Raw genomic sequence first — 20307 nt, 5'->3', positions numbered from 1 at the left:
CTGGGCGAACTCTAATGCCGGATTGCTGCTGGCAGTCTGGATTGAGGTAGAACGAAGGGTGAGTGGGTGGGGATACGCCCGACCGTGCCACTCAGTCCGTAGACGGCGGCAATCAGTTCATCATCGATCACCGTTTGTGGTGAACCGTCTGCAATGAGCCGGCCGTTGTTCAACATGACCAGATTATCGGCGAATTCTGCCGCGAGATTCAGGTCATGCAGTACCGCCATCACTATGCCTCCATCAGCGGCAAAGGCACGTGCAGTTTCCAGCACCGAGATTTGGTAGGACAGATCCAGGCTGGATGTGGGTTCATCAAGAAACAGAGCACGGGCACCGGTCGCGTCGGCGACTATCGGTAATTGCGCCAGCACTCGGGCGAATTGTACCCTTTGTTGCTCACCGCCGGATAGAGCATGATAGGAGCGCGTTTCGGTTGCCGAGAGGCCAACACGCGCCAAGGCATGTTTGGCCGCCTCGATGGGGCGCGGGCTTCCTGCGGCCACGGCCCCCATGCGTACGACTTCCAATGCCGTAAATGGAAAGGAAAGGCTCGTGCTTTGCGGCAAAACGGCCCGTTTCAGGGCGAGATGCTGCGGCTTCAGCCGGGTAATATCCTGACCGTCATAATTGATCCGGCCTTCATCAGCTTTCAGGTCTCCGCAGAGCAGTTTCAAGAGGGTTGATTTGCCTGCGCCGTTTGGACCGATAATGACGGTGAAGCGACCCGGTGCAAGGCGCAGGCTGATCCTGTCCAGCAGCAAGCGCCCGTGGCGGCGCAGCGTCAGGTGTTCTGCGGTTATCATGGTGCGCTCCCCTTTGCCTTTTTCGATGCTCTAATTTTCCACCATGCCGCGTCCGCTTTTACCGAGCAGCAGGAGCAGAAAAACCGGTGCGCCGATCAGTGCGGTGACGATACCAATCGGCAGTTCTGCCGGTGCGACAATGGTGCGGGAAAGGCTGTCGGCCATCAGCAGCAGGCTTGCGCCTCCCAGTGCGGAGGCAGGCAGGAGAAAGCGGTGCGATGGACCGATGGCCATGCGCAGCAGGTGTGGGACGATGATGCCGATAAAGGCTATCGAACCGGCCACGGCCACAGCGGCCCCGCAGGCGGCGGCCACAATCAGCACGCTGGCGCGTTTCAACCGCTCCACTGGAATTCCCATGTGAAAAGCAGCGGCATCGCCAAGCACGAGTGCGTCCAGTCCACGCGCAATGAAGGGCACGGCAGCAAGGGCGCCCAGAACGAAGGGGGCGATTGACATTGCCTTGGCATAAGTCGCCCCGCCCAACGATCCCAGGCTCCAGAAGGTGATGTCGCGCAAGGCCCGGTCGTCTGCCATGAAGATCATCAGGCCCGTTGCGGCCATGCTAAGCGCGCCGATGGCAATGCCTGACAGCACCAGGGCAATGGTCGAGGTTTGGCCGCCGCGGGTGGCAATGGCATAGAGCAGGGCGGTGTTGAGCAAGGCGCCGGAAAAAGCCATGACCGGCAGGAGTTCCTCTCCAAGTACCGTTTGCAGCGGTAAAAGCAGGCCGGGTCCAAGCACGATGGCCGCCACTGCGGCAAGGCTAGCCCCGGAGGTGACGCCGACAATGCCGGGATCGGCCAACGGGTTGCGAAACAGGCCTTGCATCATCGCTCCGGAGAGCCCGAGACCTGCGCCCACCAGAACACCCATCAAGGTGCGGGGCAGGCGGACGGCCTCCAGCACAATACGATCCTGCTGCGCCAGCGCGCCCTTTCTGAAGAGGTAGGTGATAAGGTCGCTCAAACCGACCCCCGTTGGCCCGCTGACCAGCGAGATGAAGCAGGCTGCCACAAGCAATGACACCAACAGCAACACGGCTGCCATGCCACGGCGCGAGCGGTCGCCCGTGGGTGCCAGTGGCACTGTCGATGAGGCTGCGGCAATCGTCACTGGAGGGTTGCCTCTGGATACAGCTTGGATGCCAGTTCTCGGGCCGCGTCAGCGGTACGTGGTCCAAAGCCAAGCAGGTAAAGTCCATCCATGCTGAGAAAGCCTTGTGTCTTGGCTGCCGGACTGGTGGCAAGAGCTGGCAAGGCGAAGATTTCCTTGGCGGATATCGGCGCTGCGCCATGCTCCATGGTGAGAATAATCTCGGGTGCTGCGGCAATCACGGCTTCATCGCTGAGTGGTTTATAGCCCGTGCTGTCGCCCACCGCATTGGTGGCGCCAGCCAGCCGGATCATCGCGTCGGCTGCCGTGTCTTTGCCAGCAGCCATAATGCGGCCATTGGCGATGGAAAGGACGAACAGGACCCGCTTCTTCTCGGCTGGAAGGTGGGCGAGATCAGTCTTCAGCTTATCCAATTGCGTCTCGAACCGGCTTGCCAATGCCTCGGCCTGCGGACCCTTGCCGATTGCCGCACCGACGGCGCGGATACGGGGAGCGACGGTTTCCGCCGAAGGTTGTTGAGGGATGTTCACCAGGGCTATGCCGCTTTGCGCCAGCACAGCCAGGGCATCAGGCGGCCCGGAGCCCGCCTCCGTCAGGATGAGATCGGGTTTCTGGGCCAGTATGCCCTCGGCAGACAGGCGGCGCATATAGCCGACATTGGGTTTTGTCGATGCTTCAGGAGGATAAAGGCTGGTGGAATCGACCGCAACGATGCGTTCCCCGGCACCCAGGTCATAGAGAATTTCGGTGACCGTCCCGCCAATCGAGACGATGCGGCTGGCCTGGGGAAAGCTGTCTGCCGCGAATGCCGCTGGGGTCATGGCCCAAGGGAGGGGAAGAGGGAGGGTAACAAGACCGAAAAGTGCAAGCGAGGTCAGAAGAGAAGAAGGTCTCATCAAGGTATCGTCCTGAAGGTTGCCCGGGCAACGCCATTTCATGCGTTTTCAGAGCAGGATTGTGTATCGTAATCGAGCCACTTGGCGGGCGTCGGGTCCGGTCTTCATTTGACGAATGACGACGAACAGCAGCGGGCTGGATTTTAACTTGACTACAATGCACAAGTTTTCATAATGACGCAACAGGACAGGTGCATGACAGCGCCCTGTGTTTTATCAAATACACAAAGGACGCTGTAACGCTTTATATCTGCTGCATAATTCCTCAAACCAATGCCGGTTTGAGGAATTATGCAGCATTGCATTTTCAGCCAACGTGTGGAGCAGAGTATGTATATTGCAATGAACCGATTTCGTGTCGTTCCCGGTTTCGAGGACGTGTTTGAAGCTCAGTGGCGTGATCGTCAGGGCCGCCTGGCGGAAGTGCCGGGCTATGTCGAATTCCATATGCTGAAAGGTCCCAAGGGCGAGGATCACTCGCTTTATGTGTCCCATACGGTTTGGGAAAGCCATGAAACCTTCGTTGCCTGGACGAAATCCGAGCAGTTCCGCGCTGCCCATGCCAATGCCGGGCAGAGCAAGGTTCAATATCTTGGCGGTCCGCATTTCGAAGGGTTTGAAGTAATCCTTCATGAAGACAGCACGGGTACGCGCAGCTCCAAGGCGGCCTGAGACGATCATGGCTGCTGTCGATACCGCCCGCCTTTCACCGCTTGAGGTTGCCAAAGCGGCTCTTGCCGAAAAACCTGACGGCGTGGTGGAAACCATTGCAACGGAGGCAGGGGTAACGCCCGCCGAGATTCTGGCCATTCTACCGCCAGATTGCGTGACCATCGCGCCGTCACTGGCTTTCGAGCCGATCTGGTCCCATTTGTCAGGTTGGGGCGATGTTCTGACCATCGTCCACACAAAAGATGTTGTGCTGGAAGTGGTCGGCGCTCTGCCGCCGGGCTCCATTGGCCATGGCTGGTTCAACATTCACGGCGACAGTCCGGTTGGCGGCCATATCCGTATCGACCATTGCCGTTCCGTCGCCTTTGTCGATCGGATGTTTCATGGCCGACGCTCGCTGTCGGTGTGGTTCATGAATGGCGAAGGTGCTGCAATGTTGAAGATCTTCGTGCGCAGGGATGCGCAAAAGACTTTGATTGCCGAGCAAGTCGCCCTGTTCGAGCAGTTGCGCTCTCAGTATCGGGGTTCGGTGCCGGGATAGGGCTGGTTATTGCCAATCGGACGATCGTATCTTTGCGTCTAAAGTTCTTAGAGTCTTGCTCAGCCGCCGGAAACCTTCCCGGCGGCTTTTTGCTTTTGCTGTTTGTTTTGAAAGTGCGGGGAATCGAGTATTGAACGCATGCATGGCGCCAATTGAGGGCTGCCGTCCTGCTTGGTTGTGTTGCTGTTTTGTGCATAAGGCGGTTTGGTCATCGATTGGCCTGAAATATGCTGCAGGCCAGCATGACGTCGTCTGGAGTGTGTCAGGGGAATAAGCGGAAGCCGGTTTTCCTGAAAAGACAAACAAAAACAAAAAACGATGGTCTGTTTAGGTCAATATAAAGCTGACAGACTGTCCTGCATTATTTCTGATACCGAATGCGGTTTAAGTGATTATGCAGCAGTTTTAGAGTGCTACAGCAGGTTTCATGCAGCATGTCATATGCGCGGCGCTGTAATCGATGCGGACAAAGGGACAGTGATTTGCAGAGCCTGAAGAAGTTTCTAGCGCTATTTCCGATCATCCTGCTGATTGCTGTTGGGATGAGTTCTTTCGGGCTTCATGGTTTTGCCGGGGCGGCACTGGCACAGGATAGTAATTTTGCCGATGACGATCCGGTTGCCAAGGCACCTGCGACGCTTGATCAGTTGCAAAAAAAGATCGACTCGCTTGCCAGTATACCGCAAAAGGCTGGAAACAACGACCGCGAGTTGATGGAAGCCAAATCCAGCCTGGACGACATTGTCGGACAATTGCAGGGCATGAAACTGCTGATTTCGCCGCGTCAGGATGATATTGCCGCTCGCTTGAAAGAACTCGGCGATCCGCCGAAGGACGGCCAGCCTGCTGAAGCGGCTGACGTGACCCAGCAGCGAAACAAACTCAATGCCCAGAAAGCACAGATTGCTTCGGTCCTGAACCGGATCGACGAAGTCAGCAAGTCTGCGAGCGATATGTCCATTAAGGTCACCGCAGTGCGGCGGGAATTGTTCACACGGCAATTGCTGGCCCATACGGACATTTCCGTTGATAGTATGACGGATGCCGCCTTGTCCTACGGCACGGAAGCGAGCCGCTTTACGGATATGCTCGAGGGCTGGGGGGGCTTCGCCTGGCGCTTCAAGAAAATTTCGCTCGTCTCGGCCATGGTTCTGTCGCTCGCTATGGCGCTCGGATTACGGCTCGTTCTTCAGCGGATTCTGGGGCCGATCATTGAGCGGGGCAAGCTGGAGGAAAACCCCTCCTATATGAGCCGGTTTTCGGTGGCCTTCTGGGCGACGATCATGCCGTCCTTTGCCTTCAGTTTCTTCCTGATTTCCAGTTATTTCTTTCTCGATACCTTCAGCGTCATGCGGCCGGACATCGAGCCGATCATCGCGTCGTTTTTCGGCGTGTTCTGGCTGGTGTTTTTCTCGTCGCGGCTTGCCATTGCCGTGTTCAATCCATGGGCGCCGAAATGGCGGCTCGTGCATGTGTCCGACCGGGGCAGCCGCCAGCTGGTAGCAGCCTTCGTGGCTATGACGGTGATCAACGGTCTCGATTATGGCCTGTCCAGTATTGCGCAGACATTGGGATCGCCAGTCGAGCTCTCGGTGTTGAAGGGGTTGGTGTCGTCAAGCCTGGTCGGTCTCATCCTGCTCTGGGTTTCCTTCATTCGTCCGCTTCTGCCGAAATCCGAGGATGAAGCCGCCACGGGTGGCCGTCCCTGGTCGAAGCGGACAGCCATCGCTCTTCGGGTCTGCGGTGTCTGGCTGATCTTCACCAGCCTGATCGGTTATATCGGCCTGGCCCGGTTCGTCGCCAGCCAGCTTATCCTGACGGGAGGCGTGGCGGCCACCATGTATATCGGGATCCGTTCAGGCCGAGCTGTATCCGAGCGTGACCGGTTTGCCGAGACGATCGTTGGCCGCTTCCTGCAGCGACGCTTCAATTTTGGCCCCGTTGCGCTCGACCAGTTCGGTATTGCCGCCGGATTGTTGATCTACGGCTTCGTTTTCGTGATCGGCGTTCCCCTGATCATGATGTCCTGGGGGTTCCAGCCGCCGGATATCCAGACCTGGTTCTATAATCTGTTCATCCAGATCGATGTCGGCGGCATCAGCATTTCCATCGTCGGCATCTTCAGCGGCATCGCCATTTTCCTGATTGGTGTCGTGCTGACCCGCTGGTTCGAGAAATGGCTGGACGGTAATGTCATGGCGCGGTCGCAGGTCGATCCGGGCGTGCGCAATTCGGTCAAAACCTCCGTCGGCTATTTCGGCGCGATTGTCGCCGGTTTCATGGGCCTGTCGGCGGCCGGTATCAACCTGTCCAGCCTGGCGCTGGTTGCCGGTGCCTTGTCGGTCGGTATCGGTTTTGGCTTGCAGAATATCATTTCCAACTTCGTCTCAGGCCTGATCCTGCTCTTCGAGCGTCCTTTCAAGGTCGGCGACTGGGTGGCGACGGGTACGAGTGAAGGTTTTGTGCGGCGCATTTCGGTGCGCGCCACGGAAATCGAAACCTTTCAGCGTCAGTCGATCATTGTGCCGAATTCGCAGCTGATTAACGCCTCGGTTGGTAACTGGACCCATCGCAACAAGCTGGGTCGGATCGATATGGAGATTTCCGCCAAGGCGGTCAATGATCCGCGCCATGTGATGGGGATGCTGAGAGAGGTGGCAAGCGATGTACCCGGCGTGTTGCGCACCCCCGAACCGGTCGTCGTCTTCAAGAAATTCGATGGAGCGGACCTTGAATTTGAAGTCCGGGTGTTTGTCGGTGACGTCTTGAACGGGCTTGTGGTGCGCAACGAGTTGAGATTGGGAATTTTCGAAAGATTCAAGGCTGAAGGCGTGGTTATGAAGGAAGAACCCGCTGAAGCAGAAGATGTCGTGGCAGCAGCGGCTCCGCTGCCACCATCACCCGCTTCGTAATACGCGCCCCGGTTTTAATAGGCGCCCGGTTTTAATAGGCGCTAGACTCGTCGCAGGCAAACCAGCCTGCGACGAACCGAATGCGTCATATCCGGTGGGTTTCAAACAGCGCCACGTCGAGCATGAAGGAGCCGTCGGTTTCGATGTCGAAATGCGCTTTTGTCTCAGTGGCGGCATCCTGTTGCAACAGGCGGATGGCGGTGCGCAGGGCATCCGGTGTCTTCATGCGGTCCGTCCAGACCTTGAAATCCATCCGCAGCCGGCTGGTCTGACAGGTTTTTATCGCAAAGCCGGCCTGTCCCAGCATCTGCGTCCATTCGCCCAGCGTATAGTTCCTGACATGCGAGGTGTCGCGCAGCAGCTCGACTGCTTGCAGATGCGTGTTCAGCAATGGCGATGGCGGCGAGACCACATCGATGAAGATTGCCGCAGCGCCCGGCTTCAACACGCGCTGGGCCTGCCGCAAGCCGGCATGGACGTCGTGCCAGTGGTGGGCCGAAAACCGGCAGGCGAGAAAATCGAACTGACCATCTTCACAGGGCAATTGTTCGGCTGAAGCCCTGATTGTCGCAATATTCGTCAAACCGCGCTCCATTGCGGTTTGCGAGACTGCGGCCAGCATATCGGCGGAAAGATCGATGGCGGTCACGGTTGCCATATACGGTGCGATTGCATAGGCGACATGGCCGCCGCCACATCCCAGATCGACGCCATGGCTGGCATTGGCAGTGCGGGCGATGTCGCCCAGGCGAACCAGATCGGCGCCTGAAGCGTGAACGGCGCTTTCCACATAGGCGCTCGCCCTTGGGCCGAAATTCTGCTGCACGTGGTGGTCGTGATTTTCGCTCACTGGATTTTTCTTGCTGGTTGCTGTTGGCATGTGACTGTTCCTGTTAAGCTGGTTTATCCCGGTTCAGATCATGAAACGCTTGAAATTCAGCGTTGCAACTCCATGTCTGGGGTGTAGCGCATCGTTCTTTTGTACCTGGCAATCCGCTCAGGTCCCGTTGCATGGGCTGTCCGCATCGTATCAAGGCTTCGAAGATGTGGAGGCATCTTCGTTGGGTTGAGTTGTGCTTCTCTCGAATAAGCCAAAGGCTTGAAATCGTCGCCATAAGAAGACCAAGGGACATGGTGATGTCGCTTGGTGTAAACAGCATTACGCCAACAATATGCTGTTACAAGAGGAGCAGTTATCCTGTTATAAATGCTGATATGCTGGATGTTGAACAGAGACGTTTGCTGGGTGAGTTCGTACGGACCCACCGTGAGAAATTGGTGCCGGACCGGATCGGACGGCGCCGGACGCCGGGCCTGAGGCGTGAGGAACTGGCTGAGCGAGCGGGCATCAGCGCCACATGGTGCGCCTGGATAGAGCAGGGGCGCCAGGTGCAGGCCTCGCCGCAGGCCTTGGCGAGGCTGGCGCGCGCCCTGGAATTGACCCGGGCCGAACGCGCCTATCTGTTTGAACTGGCAGCCCGGCGCGACCCTGATGAGGAAGACGGAGACGCCATTGACGACGTGCCAGCGTCCCTGGTGACGGCAGTCAGCATGGTGCAGCATCCAGCCTATGCGCTTGATCGCAACTGGAATGCCTGCTGTTTCAATTCCGCGGCCGCATCCCTGTTTCCTGATTGGCTTGGCGAGCACAGCAAGGATAGAAACCTGCTGCGTTACGTATTCCTCAATCCCGGCGCCCGGGAGATCATTGTCGATTGGGAAATACGCGCGCTACGGCTGCTGGCCGAGTTTCGCGCCGATTACAGTCATGCATTGCGCGATGCGACGGTCCGTGCGCTGATCGAACAGTTGCAGCGCGACAGTCCGCTCTTTGCCCAAGGGTGGAGCGAGCAGACTGTGCTGGACCGCGAAGGCGGAGAGCGTGAACTGGTTTCTCCGGATCGGGGCAGGCTGCGATTTCGCCAGTTCAACTACCGTCCCTGCGATCGTCCGGATTGCAAGCTGGTCTTCCTGATACCGCAATAAAGCGTCTCCGCGATAAGAGCCATGAGGAGGGCTTGCTCTGCGTTTGACGATTTGCGATTGATCAAGGATCGTGACATCAGCAGTTTTTATCCGCAGGTCGCGCCAGCCCATGCCCATGTCGCAAACGGGCGGCACAGGAGAGCGGGTCTTTATCATAGTCGCGGGATCAATCTTGCGGCGTCATCCGGTCGTTTGCGCCTTGCGCTCGCAGCAGAACAGGGGAAATTCCATGTCGATCAAATCTCATGCACGGGCCGTGGTGATCGGTGGCGGTGTCGTCGGCGTTTCCACGCTCTATCACCTAGCCAGGAAGGGCTGGAGCGATAGCGTGTTGATCGAGCGCAAGGAACTGACCTCAGGCTCGACATGGCATGCCGCCGGCCTGCTGCCGCTGTTCAACATGAGCTATTCGGTCGGCCAGATCCACAAATATTCGGTGAAGTTCTATCAGGAACTTCAGGAAGAGACCGGCATGAATGTCGGTTTCAGCAAGGTCTCCAATATCCGTCTCGCCCGCAGCAAGGATCGCTGGGATGAGTTTATGTATTATGCCGGGATTGCCGAAACTATCGGCGTCAAGGTCAACATCCTGACGCCTGAACAGGTCAAGGAAATCTGGCCGCTGTGTGAAACGGAAGGTCTGCTCGGCGCCATTCAGCACCCTGATGATGGTTACATTCAGCCCGCCGACCTGACTCAGGCGCTGGCCAAGGGCGCCCGCGACCGTGGTGCCACAATCTACCGCAACACGACTGTAACGGCCATTGAGTGTCAGCCGGACGGCTTGTGGAAGATCACCACCGACAAGGGGGAGATCACCGCCGAACACGTGATTTCCTGTACCGGAAATTTCGCCCGCAAGACCGGCGAAATGGTGGGCATCAATATTCCGGTCATTCCGGTCGAGCACCAATATATCGTCACCGAGCCGCATCCGGCCATTGTTGAACGCAAGGCCAAGGGCCTGCCGGAAATGGGCGTGCTGCGCGAGGCCGATAGCGCCTGGTACATGCGCGAGGAAAATGGTGGCCTGTTGCTGGGGCCTTACGAAGTTGGCGCGCCGGTCTGTTATGTCGATGGTCCGTCCGATGAGAGTGAATACGAACTGTTCCAGGAAGAACTCGACCGGCTGATGCCGCATATCGAGACGGCCATGGTGCGCGTGCCAGCCTTTGGCGAAGTCGGCATCAAGAAAGTCTATAACGGCGCCATCGCCTATACGCCGGACGGTAATCCGATTGTCGGTCCGGCACCGGGTTTGAAGAATTTCTGGCTGAACGAGGGCCATTCCTTTGGCATCACCGCGGCTGGCGGCGCCGGCTGGCAATTGGCGGAATGGATCGTCGATGGCGAATCCACCCTCGACATGATGGGCGCCGATCCGCGCCGCTTTGGCCCTTATGCGACGGAAGGCTATCTGATCGCCAAGAACGAAGAAGCCTATGCCAATGTCTTCACCATGCATTACCCGGATGAAGAACGCGCCGCTGCCCGGCCGCTGAAAACCACGCCGGTCTATGAACGGTTGAAGAAGATGGGCGCTGTCTTCGGCTCTGTCTATGGTTGGGAGCGTGCCAACTGGTTTGCGCCTGAGGGCTATGAAGTGCCCAAGAACGAGCTTGGCGTTGGCGTCGATGTCATCACAAACCACAATTATGCGCCCCCGACCGAGGATGGCCGTGTGGTGGAGAAATGGTCGTTCCGCCGCTCGAATTATTTCGAGCATGTCGGCAATGAGGTGAAGCATGTCAATGAGCATGTCGGCGTGCTCGACATGTCAGCTTTCGCCAAGATGGAAGTGTCCGGTCCCGGTGCTCGAGCCTGGCTGGACAGCCTTTTTGCCAATGCCATCCCGAAGAAGCGGGGCCGTATCGCGCTTTGTCACATGTTGACCCAGCACGGTGGGGTCCGTGCCGAATTCACTGTCTATGAATGGGCTCCGAACCGTTTCTATCTGGTGTCGGCTGGCGCTTACGAAGCTCATGACCATGATTACTTGCGCAAGTTGGCTCCCGCTGATGGATCGGTCAAGCTTCAGCAGATTACCCAGAAGCTCGGCGTATTGGTTCTGGCCGGGCCAAAGTCGCGGCAGGTCTTGCAGAAACTGACCCGTACCAGCCTTGAGAACAAGGATTTCCCCTGGCTGACCGGCAAGGAGATTTCGGTTGGCGTGGCGAGTGCCCATGCATTGCGCGTCAATTTTGTCGGGGAACTGGGCTGGGAATTGCATCACCCCATCGAGATGCAGGCCTATATTTTCGACAAGCTGATGGAAGCCGGTGCCGAATTCGACATCAAGCCTTTCGGCATCCGCGCCATGCTGTCGATGTCGGTCGAGAAATCCTACCGCCTGATCCCGAGGGAAATGTCGATCGAATACAATGCCTATGAATCGGCGCTCGACCGTTTCATCAAGCTCGACAAGGACTTTATCGGCAAGGAGGCTCTGGTTGCCTATAAGGAGAAGGGCCTGAAATGGAATTTCGCAACGCTGGTTGTCGAAGGGGTCGCGGATGTCGACGCTCGCGGCTCGGAGGCGATCTATAATGAAGCGGGCGACCTGGTCGGTCGTGCAACCAACGGCACCTATGGTTGGCGGATCGGCAAATCCATTGCGCTCGCCATGCTGCAACCCGGCTATGCAACTGAAGGCACCAGGCTGAAGATCAAGATCCTCGGTGATCTCTATGACGCGGTGGTTGTGGGCGAAAGCCCGTTCGATCCTGACAATTCCGCTCTCAGGGCTTGAGATTGAAAAGTTGGCGGCAAATATTGCTTGCACTTGAGTTTGCAAATATTTGCTTTTTTAAAAAAAACGCTTGTATTGCAAAGCTTGAAACCTGCCGTCGACAAACGACGTGCTGAATCTATCCAAAAAGGCGGCCTCCTCTAGGTCGCCTTTTTGTTCTTATTAAGCATAGAAGGTATAACGCCCCGTTTCGATTAATATTTCAGCAATTGATCATGTCTATGTTGTGGCAAGATCTCTTGTTCAAAGGCGTGTCATGACCTATCTTGGCGTTTCAGGAATGCAATATTCCGGCGAAAAATTTCCGGACGCACGTATTATCGTTGCAGAAGACTCCAATGTTTTTACATCCATGATTACGCAACGCCTCAAGGAGATTTTTAGTATTGATGCGGAAATTTGCCGCACCTACGAAGATTTGATGGCAGCAAACGAGCTTTCAGACGAGCCCGTTACATTGGCGATCTCCAATATCAATCTGCCAGGCGCTGAAAATGGCGAAGCTTTGGAATATCTGACCGATCTAAATATTCCGACTGTTGTCTTTACCAGCACGTTTCACGAGAAAACTCGTGAAAAACTATTGGCCAAGGACATTGTCGACTATATCCTCAAGGACAATATCTTCGCGGTTGAAATGCTGATCGAGTCCGTTTGCCGCTTTCTCACCAATCACCATCATCACGTGCTGATCGTCGATGACAGCCCGACGGCGCGCGCGCTACTGTCAAGCCGCTTGAAGCGCTACAATTTCCGCGTTAGCACAGCGGATAACGGTGCTACGGCCTTGCAACTCCTGAAGAGCAATGCCGATATCGGTCTGGTCGTGACCGACTATAACATGCCTGATATCGATGGATTTGAACTGACGCGGCGCATCCGGGCTGTGCGCGGCTCGCATGAACTGCGGATCATCGGCGTGTCTTCCTCGTCGGACCGTTTGCTGTCTGCGCGTTTCCTCAAGGTCGGCGGCAATGATTTCATGCTGCGCCCGTTCATCGACGAAGAATTCTACTGCCGGGTCAATCAGAACCTCGATACGCTGGTGCAGATCCGCGCCGGGCGCAAGAGAAACCAGGCCGCAGCCTGATCTTCCTGCCTAATATCAAGATGAATATGCATCAGAAATTTCGTCTTGATATTGCAGACCAATGCGTTTTCTTATCGGCGGCGCTGCAACACTTTCTATATTCTGCGTCATTCCTTAAATCTATTCGGATTTAAGGAATGACGGATTTAAACGCTAAACGGCTTGTGACAGATTCCATCTCGATCTCTCACACAGACAGGTGTGCTGAACAGTGGTCATTTGACGGTCACGGTTTCCATCGCGGTGACGGAAGTGGGTGGGCGCGTGGTCTTCGACAAAGACCTGCATACGGCCGATCAATATCTCTACCTGGCCAAGCAAGGCGGACGAAACCGTGTCTATTGCGACCATTTGCATATGTGTGGATGTGTTCTTTTACAAAAGATTTTTCCTATAGCGGTGGCCGGTTCAAGGAGCCGTGCTATATAGGCGCCTCTGTTGCTCACAGTCCGTTTCCGGGAGTGGAGACCGGTGGGGCGCATGGGAAGGTCCGTGTTGTCGCATTGTCTCGGCAGTCCAGGAGGCGGACGTTCAGGATTGTCTGCAAGCATGGCGTCTATCGTATCGATCAAGTCCCTCACCAAGACCTATTCCACCGGTTTTTCGGCATTGAAGGATGTGTCGCTGGAGATCGAGGAGGGCGAGATCCTCGCTCTGCTTGGCCCCAATGGGGCGGGCAAGACCACACTGATTTCCATCATATGCGGCATCGTCAATCCCACATCCGGAACGGTTGTCGTTGATGGTTACGATGTCGTTCAGGATTTTCGCCAGACCCGGGCGCTGATTGGCCTCGTGCCGCAGGAATTGACCACGGATCAGTTCGAGACGGTGTGGAATACCGTGGCCTTTTCGCGTGGTCTGCATGGGCGCAAGGCCGATCCAGCCTATCTTGAGGGAATATTGAAATCCCTGTCGCTCTGGGAAAAGCGCGATGCGGTGCTGCGGGAGCTTTCCGGCGGCATGAAGCGCCGGGTGCTGATCGCCAAGGCGCTGTCCCATGAACCGCGCGTGCTTTTTCTGGATGAACCGACGGCGGGGGTCGATGTCGCGCTGCGCCGCGATATGTGGAACCTGGTGCGCGATCTGCGCAGCCGGGGCGTCACCATCATTCTCACCACCCATTATATCGAGGAGGCCGAGGAGATCGCCGACCGGATCGGCATCATCAACCAGGGCGAGGTGCTGCTGGTGGAGGACAAGGTGGCGCTGATGCGCAAGCTTGGCCGCAAGCAGATGATTCTGGATCTGGCCGAACCGCTGAAAAGCCTGCCGGGACGGCTGGACGAATGGCGCCTCAGCCTTGCTGGCGAAGGTCGCCAGATCGTCTACGATTATGAGCCGCAGGCAACGCCCGGCGCCTTGATGGCGCTTTTGACGGCGTTGGAAACCTCCAGCATCGCTGTGGTCGACATCTCCACCAGGCAAACCTCGCTCGAGGATATTTTCGTTTCGCTGACCGGGGGGAAATCATGAACTATACCGCAGTCTGGGCCATCTACCGGGCCGAAATGCAGCGTATGCGCCGCACCCTGATGCAGAGCCTGATTTCTCCTGTCGTATCGACCGCGCTTTATTTCATCGTGTTCGGTGCGGCGATCGGCACGAAAATGCAGACCGGGACTGAGGTGGGCTATGGCGGGTTCATTACGCCGGGACTGATCATGCTGACGCTGATTTCGCAATGCATATCCAATGGTGCCAACGGCATTTATTTTCCCAAATTCACTGGTACCATCTATGAAATCCTCTCGGCGCCGATTGCGCTGGGCGAGGTCCTGTTGGGTTATGTCGGGGCGGCGACCACCAAGGGGATGATCGTCGGCCTGATCATTCTGGCCACATCGACGCTGTTCGTCGATATCCGGGTGGATCATCCGGTGCTGATGCTGCTGTTCATGGCTTTGACGGCGATGTCCTTCAGCATGGCGGGTTTCATCATCGGAATATGGGCAAAGAATTTTGAACAGTTGAGCATGGTGCCGATGCTGGTCATCCCGCCGCTGACCTTTCTGGGTGGGACATTCTACTCGATCAACGCTCTGCCGCCTGTCTGGCAGATGATCAGCCACTTAAACCCGGTCTTCTACCTGGTGAGCGGCTTCCGTTGGAGCTTCTTCGGTGAGGCGGATATCAATCCACTGATCAGTCTGGCGATGATCGGCCTGTTCCTGACCCTCTGCCTTGCTGTGCTGACCTGGATGTTCCGCACCGGATACAAGCTGAAGGCCTAGAATTTGTCTTGGGAAAAATGGAGCCCGGCTTTCCCGAAAGGACAAATGCACAAAGGACGCTGTAACACTCTATATTTGTTGCATAATTTCTTAACCGCCACCGGTTTGAGGAATTATGTAGTCGCTTCGTGATCTGCCATGGGGATGGGCGGTATGGCGCCGCCAATGATATCCCTCATACAGTTCACCTCCTCGATTGGTATCCATCCTCTCGTATAACCGAGACTGATTGCATTCGACGCAATTGCCAATTGCTGACGCAAACGATGCACATCGTCCAGGAGCGTGGCAATGGCGGCTCTTGCATCGCCGTCGTGCCATTCAATAAGATGAGCAATCCGGTCGGCTTCCGGGGAGCAAGGCTTTGAACACATATCGAAGATCTCCTGTGAAAGCAGATTTTCAGCGTATCGATACGCCATATTGTTCTTGTTATGTTCTCGCTCGTGAGGAGTCAAGGATGATGTTTGGCTCCATCGTTACTGCACCGGGCATGCCGAATTGGAGACAAATTTTAGACTTTCCGTCTCATCATGCCTGCAAAATCTGGCTCGAATATAATTTCAGAAATTTTAGAACGGGGTTTTTCGGAAATTCCTCTTGCGCTTCTTTTCGATCCGTTCTAAATGCCCGTCACCACACGCTTTTAAGTTATGGAATGGCCTCGTGGCGGAGTGGTTACGCAGAGGACTGCAAATCCTTGCACCCCGGTTCGATTCCGGGCGAGGCCTCCATTCCCTTTTTCTCCCATATGTAAGTCTCTGATTTGCCGACGTTATTTTTAGCGTGTGGCAGTTCGTTCGCTTCTTGTTCCGCCACACAATTTTGAGGGTGTGGCAGTGCGTTTCTGAATTAGCTGTTTTCGGCTTCTTTAAGCGCCAATAATTGCGGCCCAATTCCATCCCAGTTGATCCGCTCCACGGTCTGGCGAGCAAGTCGAGAGCGCTCCGCGTCGCGGGTGTAGATTTTTGATGTTTTGCTATCGCGCCATCCGAACATGGCTTCCAACATGCTGTCGGTCGCTTCGTTGTGTGCAACGTCTGTCGCCAGGCCTTTGCGAACAGAATGGGAGGTCAAGTGCGGCATGCCCGCCTGCGACCACCAATCTGAGATCCTGTTTCCCAGACCCTTTACGCTAAACGGCTTTCCGAATTCCGTCACCAGATAGGTGGGGCCTATTGTCTTGTGTGTTGCCAGGACGGCTTCAAGGATCGGATGAATGGTGATGTTGATATCTACAGGCGTCCTGTTGCGGTTTTTGAACAGGCGAAACCGGAAGGCGTCTTTTTGTCGATGAGTCGGCCCAAGCGCGGCGAGATCGGAGACGCGCAAGCCCGTATACATTTGGATAGCGAGATAGAGTGTCGCTTTTGACCCGGTGCCATGGTGTGCGATGAAGCGCTCCAGGTCGCCGGGTGTTGCCGTCTGGTGGCCATCGGTCTGAGCGCGAAACGGCTTCACCATACGCGCGATATTGGCTGTGATCGGTTTTCCGTTCTGGGTGGTGTCAAACACCTGCCGAAGCACTTTCAGCCTCTCATCTGCCGCAAACGGCGTTTCCTTCTTGCGATCTCGCAGAACCTCTAGATTGCTGACGTCCATGTGCTGGAGGGGCATGTCTGCAAAAGTGCGTTCGTCGCCTGCTTTCAAGGGTTCGTGCCACATGGCTTCGATGATGTGCCGGCGCCTCGTCTGCGTGGTGTTGTCCAAGGTCGTGAATTCATGACTGCGCATGTATTCCATGCAGAGCCATCGGAACGTACCGGGCTTCACAAGACGAGAAATCGGTTTTGGCCCTGTATCCTCCTCTGGAGGGCGAACGGCGTTCCTTGCCTTCCAGTAGGCCTTTGCGAAGGCTTCTGACTCGATGTCATCGGGCAGGCGGCAGATGCGCCTGCCAGCAATGCGCAGGTAATAGCGCATGGAGCCGTGACGGGTCTTGTTCCTCTCGATGTAGGGCAATTCGACATTGGTCATGTCTATCACACAGATGCCCGCCATTCATCGGCGTTACTGTCTTTCTTTGTCAAAGGGTTGCTGTCTTCCGGCCAGTCCATCATTGCGATGGCAATTTCCTGCACCAGCCAAACCTTGCGGCTGTGCCAACGGCGTGGCGGTGGCAGGAAGCCCTCGGTCACCATCAGATCTACAGTGCCGACACTGACGCCAATGGCCGCAGCTACCTCCACGCGGTTAAGGCCGAGTCGAGGGACGCTGGCGATGGGCGAAAAAGGCGGGCCTGAACGAATTTGTTCGGCTTTCGTCATTGCCGGCGTTCCCTTCTTTCAAGGTCTGCGCGCGCAGCTGCTAATATCGAGAGATCAGGAAGGGTGATGCAGCTGCCATCATCTGTAATCTTGATGTGGGTGCGGATGAACGGGAACTGCTCTGGCACAACACCTCTGCGGACTTCTATCTGTGGCTTGACAGCGGAGCGGCAGCGCGGTGGTGGAGTTATGGACGCTTCGTCTGGCAGGAACCACACTCCCTTTCGATTGTGGATATAACCAAGGCGGCGAAGCGAGCCGCAAACGGAATCGATAGAGCAGGGGACCCAATTTGCGATCTCGGCTGGCGTTACGCCATCGGCTATTCTGTCTAATAATTCCGCGTCGGCGGGACGAATGACGTGTTCGGTAGATGCCAATTCTAGCGCTCCTTTTGGCGGGGCTCTGAAAAAGCGGCGCAGATCGTCAAACGCTGCCTTTGAAAGCAGCGCATCTCTCAATTGTTGTGGATTTAGATTTCGATCCAGCCGGTAAGTCGAATAATCGCGATAATCGCAATTTTGTCAACGGTAAAATCGCAAATTTGTGTGGTGCTAGCTGCTTGCATCAACCGGATGCTAGCCGCGCGCATGTCAATGGCCGTTGACAATTGATAACAGTCGAAGATTTCGGTTGCTAGTGTCGGCGTCGTGCAACTAAAGTGATGTAAAAGTGGGGGAGCTATGAAGAAGCAAGAATTACCTAAACCTGAGGCGACGGCGGACCTGAAAACCTGTTTTGTTATTATGCCGATTTCCGATGTTGATGGCTATCCAGCAGGGCATTTCAGCGAGGTCTATAAACAATTGATCGAGCCCGCGGTTAATGCAGCGGGTTATCAATGCAGTTTGGCCACTTCAACAAGTTCCGCACACATGATTCAGCTGGAAGTGGTTACTAAGGTGGCCACCGCCGATCTATGCATCTGCGATCTGTCTACAAACAATCCGAACGTTCTTTTCGAATACGGTATTCGTCAAGCCTTCGACAAACCAACCGTGCTCATCAAAGACGACAAGACGCGACGTATTTTCGACCTCTCGGGTTTTCGAGATATTGAATACGATCACACTCTCCGTATCGCAAATACCCTCAGTAGCCGTGAAGCTATCGAAACAGCGATTGCGGACACCGTGAACGGCGTCGGAGATGAAGAACAAATATTCTCACTAGTAAAGTTGATGAAACTTACCAAAGCGGCTCTGCCGGCTGGTGAATTCACCAAGGATGATGCACGTTTTGCACTCCTGGAAAAGAAACTGGATAATCTTTCATCGCTTATCTCAACTACAAGCGCAACCCAGACGATTAAGAACCATATTACGCCATCAATGATAACGGCTACTCAGAAAAATATGTTGCGTTTCAGGAACGGAACTATCATCATCTTCAACAAGGATGATCTTGTTATCCGAGAGACCGATGGCAGTAGGACTACGGTATCATCGATCGTCGATTTGGAAAACACCGCGTTCTGGAACACACTCGGTGATGGGGCCAAAAAGGCTCTGACTGCCAAAATTTTGGAAAACTCGCCGGGCTTAATGTCTTTTTGAACCGGGGTTATTCGGATTTTGTCGCGCTATACGGATGTGCTACGCGGCCGCGATTGTCGTTGGCGCAACGCCCTCTATGCGACCCCGCTACTAGTGGGATCCATAAAGTTCTTTGTTGAATTCACGGTATCGATCCGATGTTTAGCAGCTTTTGACAAGGCGACCATTCCCGCCAGCCTGCCGTCTATAGGAATTGCTATTGAGGCATCTAACTTTCAGCTTATAGAGGTTCATTACCCTAATCTCGGTCAACTGAGAGAATCGGACTTGATCCCTTGGGCTCAGATCTCTTGGTTAGGCCGAACAAGCTAAGGTGTGTCAACCGACGTCATCGCGGCAGGATTATCTGCGTGCAATTATTCCGCAGATTCTTCCAATTATTGTCAACTTCTCCAGTGGAACGGTAAAAGGCTGAAGATTCGGATTATCCGAAATGATGATGACCTGTGGCGGGTCGCTAAATGGCACTCGCTGAAGACGCTTGATCTGTGGTTCCACAAAGCCATCACTGATGGCGTACACGGTATCAGATACCATGGAATTTTGATTTAAATCGATCAAAACCCGGTCTCCAGGCTGATAGGTGGGACTCATTGAATCACCGATCACCTCCATCACAATAGTATGGTTGGGAGAGGCTTTGGCTTCGTTAAAAAGATAATTTTCGGGCACGACCCATTCTGCAATAACTCTATGTCCTGAAATCGTATTGGTTCCGGCCGGGATGTTTATGACAGTTCCAACGGCTCCTTCACCGGCGCCTAGCTTACCGTCAATCTCCGGTAGGGCTCCTTTTGTTGAAGGATGCCAATATTCCCTGGAGTAACCGCTCTCTACTTCTCCGGCGTCAATAGCATCTGGGTCAAATGACGGAATCAATGACGGTCTGGGCATCAGCCAAGATTTCATGTCCTCGTAGCCTGGCGGGAGTTCACCAAAAAAACGAGCAATTGCCTCAAGCTCGTGGGGCTTTATTTGGCGGCGCTTCTTCGGGTCATCGCCTTCAACATTTTTTGACCGGGTGATTTTGTCGAGCGTAAGCCCGGTTGCCGACGAAAGACGAGACGCCACCCCGTGGGATTTTAATTTTTCGGCAAGCCAAAGCTTAATTTCTAATTGTGGATCACTCATAGCACGATCCTTGCGATTTCCGCGAAAAATTCCATCGCGAATATCGCAAACATTGATTGACTTTTAATTGTGATAATCGCAAATATCCGATATGAAGAAACAACATATTGAACCGGCAAAGTCCATTGTTTCCAAATTTGGGGTCTCCTTGGCCGCCGAAATAACGGGGCGCCACGTGTCGCGTGTTTACCGATGGATGTATCCACGGGATCGCGGTGGCACGGGGGCGTAATTCCTCATGCCGACGCCTTGGCTCTGCTGGAATATGCGAAGACCCATGGACTTGATCTTTCGCCAGTTGAATTCTTTCCGATTTCTGGAGCTGCGGAATGATTGGCAGGTCCACCCGCA

General features: G+C 55.2%; 18 protein-coding genes and 1 tRNA gene. 10 read left to right on the top strand and 9 right to left on the bottom strand.

The genetic code is table 11. The annotated features are described in order from the left end of the window. Positions 1-11 precede the first annotated feature (11 nt). From FS819_RS09065 to FS819_RS09055, 3 genes are read right to left on the bottom strand one after another with little or no spacing between them, the layout of a single operon-like run. Positions 12-806, bottom strand: a complete 795-nt coding sequence (locus FS819_RS09065; RefSeq protein ID WP_156546180.1) for a heme ABC transporter ATP-binding protein — start codon at positions 804-806, stop codon at positions 12-14. 30 nt (positions 807-836) lie between these two features. Next, positions 837-1922 (bottom strand): FecCD family ABC transporter permease, encoded by a 1086-nt coding sequence (locus FS819_RS09060; RefSeq protein WP_234624602.1) that lies wholly within the window; start codon positions 1920-1922, stop codon positions 837-839. Then, complete coding sequence (locus FS819_RS09055) at positions 1919-2818, bottom strand: heme/hemin ABC transporter substrate-binding protein (protein ID WP_234624603.1); 900 nt, start codon at positions 2816-2818, stop codon at positions 1919-1921. The genes FS819_RS09060 and FS819_RS09055 overlap by 4 nt, the downstream gene beginning before the upstream one ends. Positions 2819-3148: 330 nt before the next feature. Between FS819_RS09055 and hmuQ the strand changes: the two genes are divergently transcribed. Continuing rightward, positions 3149-3490, top strand: a complete 342-nt coding sequence (gene hmuQ / locus FS819_RS09050) for a heme-degrading protein HmuQ (RefSeq protein WP_060717864.1) — start codon at positions 3149-3151, stop codon at positions 3488-3490. A gap of 7 nt (positions 3491-3497) precedes the next feature. Beyond that, complete coding sequence (gene hutX / locus FS819_RS09045) at positions 3498-4031, top strand: heme utilization cystosolic carrier protein HutX (RefSeq protein WP_156546174.1); 534 nt, start codon at positions 3498-3500, stop codon at positions 4029-4031. A 59-nt stretch (positions 4032-4090) separates the two neighbouring features. On the opposite strand, the gene FS819_RS09040 is transcribed toward hutX, so the two are convergent. Then, entirely contained in the window at positions 4091-4243 is a 153-nt protein-coding gene (locus FS819_RS09040; protein ID WP_156546171.1) for a hypothetical protein, read from the bottom strand. A 270-nt stretch (positions 4244-4513) separates the two neighbouring features. On the opposite strand from FS819_RS09040, the gene FS819_RS09035 reads away from it, so the two are divergent. Further along, on the top strand, positions 4514-6943 hold the full coding sequence (locus tag FS819_RS09035; RefSeq protein WP_234624604.1) for a mechanosensitive ion channel domain-containing protein: 2430 nt from the start codon (positions 4514-4516) through the stop codon (positions 6941-6943). A gap of 85 nt (positions 6944-7028) precedes the next feature. Here the strand turns inward: FS819_RS09035 and FS819_RS09030 are convergent, their stop codons facing one another. Further along, entirely contained in the window at positions 7029-7823 is a 795-nt protein-coding gene (locus tag FS819_RS09030) for a class I SAM-dependent methyltransferase (protein WP_156546165.1), read from the bottom strand. Positions 7824-8158: 335 nt separating this feature from the next. Between FS819_RS09030 and FS819_RS09025 the strand changes: the two genes are divergently transcribed. The 5 genes from FS819_RS09025 to FS819_RS09005 all read left to right on the top strand — a co-directional run bounded on the left by FS819_RS09025 (position 8159) and on the right by FS819_RS09005 (position 15002). After that, positions 8159-8929, top strand: a complete 771-nt coding sequence (locus FS819_RS09025) for a helix-turn-helix transcriptional regulator (RefSeq protein WP_070165049.1) — start codon at positions 8159-8161, stop codon at positions 8927-8929. Positions 8930-9164: 235 nt separating this feature from the next. Beyond that, the gene (locus FS819_RS09020) at positions 9165-11678 is read left to right on the top strand and encodes a GcvT family protein (protein WP_234624616.1); all 2514 of its coding nucleotides are present in this window, start codon (positions 9165-9167) and stop codon (positions 11676-11678) included. 256 nt (positions 11679-11934) lie between these two features. Further along, positions 11935-12768 (top strand): response regulator, encoded by an 834-nt coding sequence (locus FS819_RS09015; protein WP_156546156.1) that lies wholly within the window; start codon positions 11935-11937, stop codon positions 12766-12768. A 549-nt stretch (positions 12769-13317) separates the two neighbouring features. Further along, a complete protein-coding gene (locus tag FS819_RS09010; protein WP_071205751.1) occupies positions 13318-14244 on the top strand; it encodes an ABC transporter ATP-binding protein in 927 nt (308 codons plus the stop codon). After that, positions 14241-15002 (top strand): ABC transporter permease, encoded by a 762-nt coding sequence (locus FS819_RS09005; RefSeq protein WP_060717872.1) that lies wholly within the window; start codon positions 14241-14243, stop codon positions 15000-15002. The genes FS819_RS09010 and FS819_RS09005 overlap by 4 nt, the downstream gene beginning before the upstream one ends. A gap of 113 nt (positions 15003-15115) precedes the next feature. Here the strand turns inward: FS819_RS09005 and FS819_RS09000 are convergent, their stop codons facing one another. Further along, positions 15116-15376, bottom strand: a complete 261-nt coding sequence (locus tag FS819_RS09000) for a hypothetical protein (protein WP_234624617.1) — start codon at positions 15374-15376, stop codon at positions 15116-15118. Between the two features lie 286 nt (positions 15377-15662). Between FS819_RS09000 and FS819_RS08995 the strand changes: the two genes are divergently transcribed. After that, positions 15663-15736, top strand: a tRNA-Cys gene (locus FS819_RS08995). Between the two features lie 118 nt (positions 15737-15854). On the opposite strand, the gene FS819_RS08990 is transcribed toward FS819_RS08995, so the two are convergent. Continuing rightward, complete coding sequence (locus FS819_RS08990; protein WP_234624605.1) at positions 15855-16979, bottom strand: tyrosine-type recombinase/integrase; 1125 nt, start codon at positions 16977-16979, stop codon at positions 15855-15857. Between the two features lie 5 nt (positions 16980-16984). Continuing rightward, positions 16985-17269, bottom strand: coding sequence for a MerR family transcriptional regulator (locus tag FS819_RS08985; protein ID WP_156546150.1), 285 nt, complete (start codon positions 17267-17269; stop codon positions 16985-16987). A 683-nt stretch (positions 17270-17952) separates the two neighbouring features. On the opposite strand from FS819_RS08985, the gene FS819_RS08980 reads away from it, so the two are divergent. After that, positions 17953-18825 (top strand): hypothetical protein, encoded by an 873-nt coding sequence (locus FS819_RS08980; protein ID WP_156546147.1) that lies wholly within the window; start codon positions 17953-17955, stop codon positions 18823-18825. A gap of 342 nt (positions 18826-19167) precedes the next feature. Here FS819_RS08980 and FS819_RS08975 read toward each other — a convergent pair whose 3' ends face one another. Beyond that, positions 19168-19956, bottom strand: coding sequence for a S24 family peptidase (locus FS819_RS08975; protein WP_156546144.1), 789 nt, complete (start codon positions 19954-19956; stop codon positions 19168-19170). Between the last annotated feature and the right edge of the window lie 351 nt (positions 19957-20307).

The sequence above is a fragment of the Allorhizobium sp. Av2 genome (assembly GCF_021462805.2).
GTDB classification, from domain to species: domain Bacteria; phylum Pseudomonadota; class Alphaproteobacteria; order Rhizobiales; family Rhizobiaceae; genus Allorhizobium; species Allorhizobium vitis_G.
Note: the sequence above shows the minus strand (reverse complement) of the source record. Positions and strands in the feature narration are given on the sequence as shown.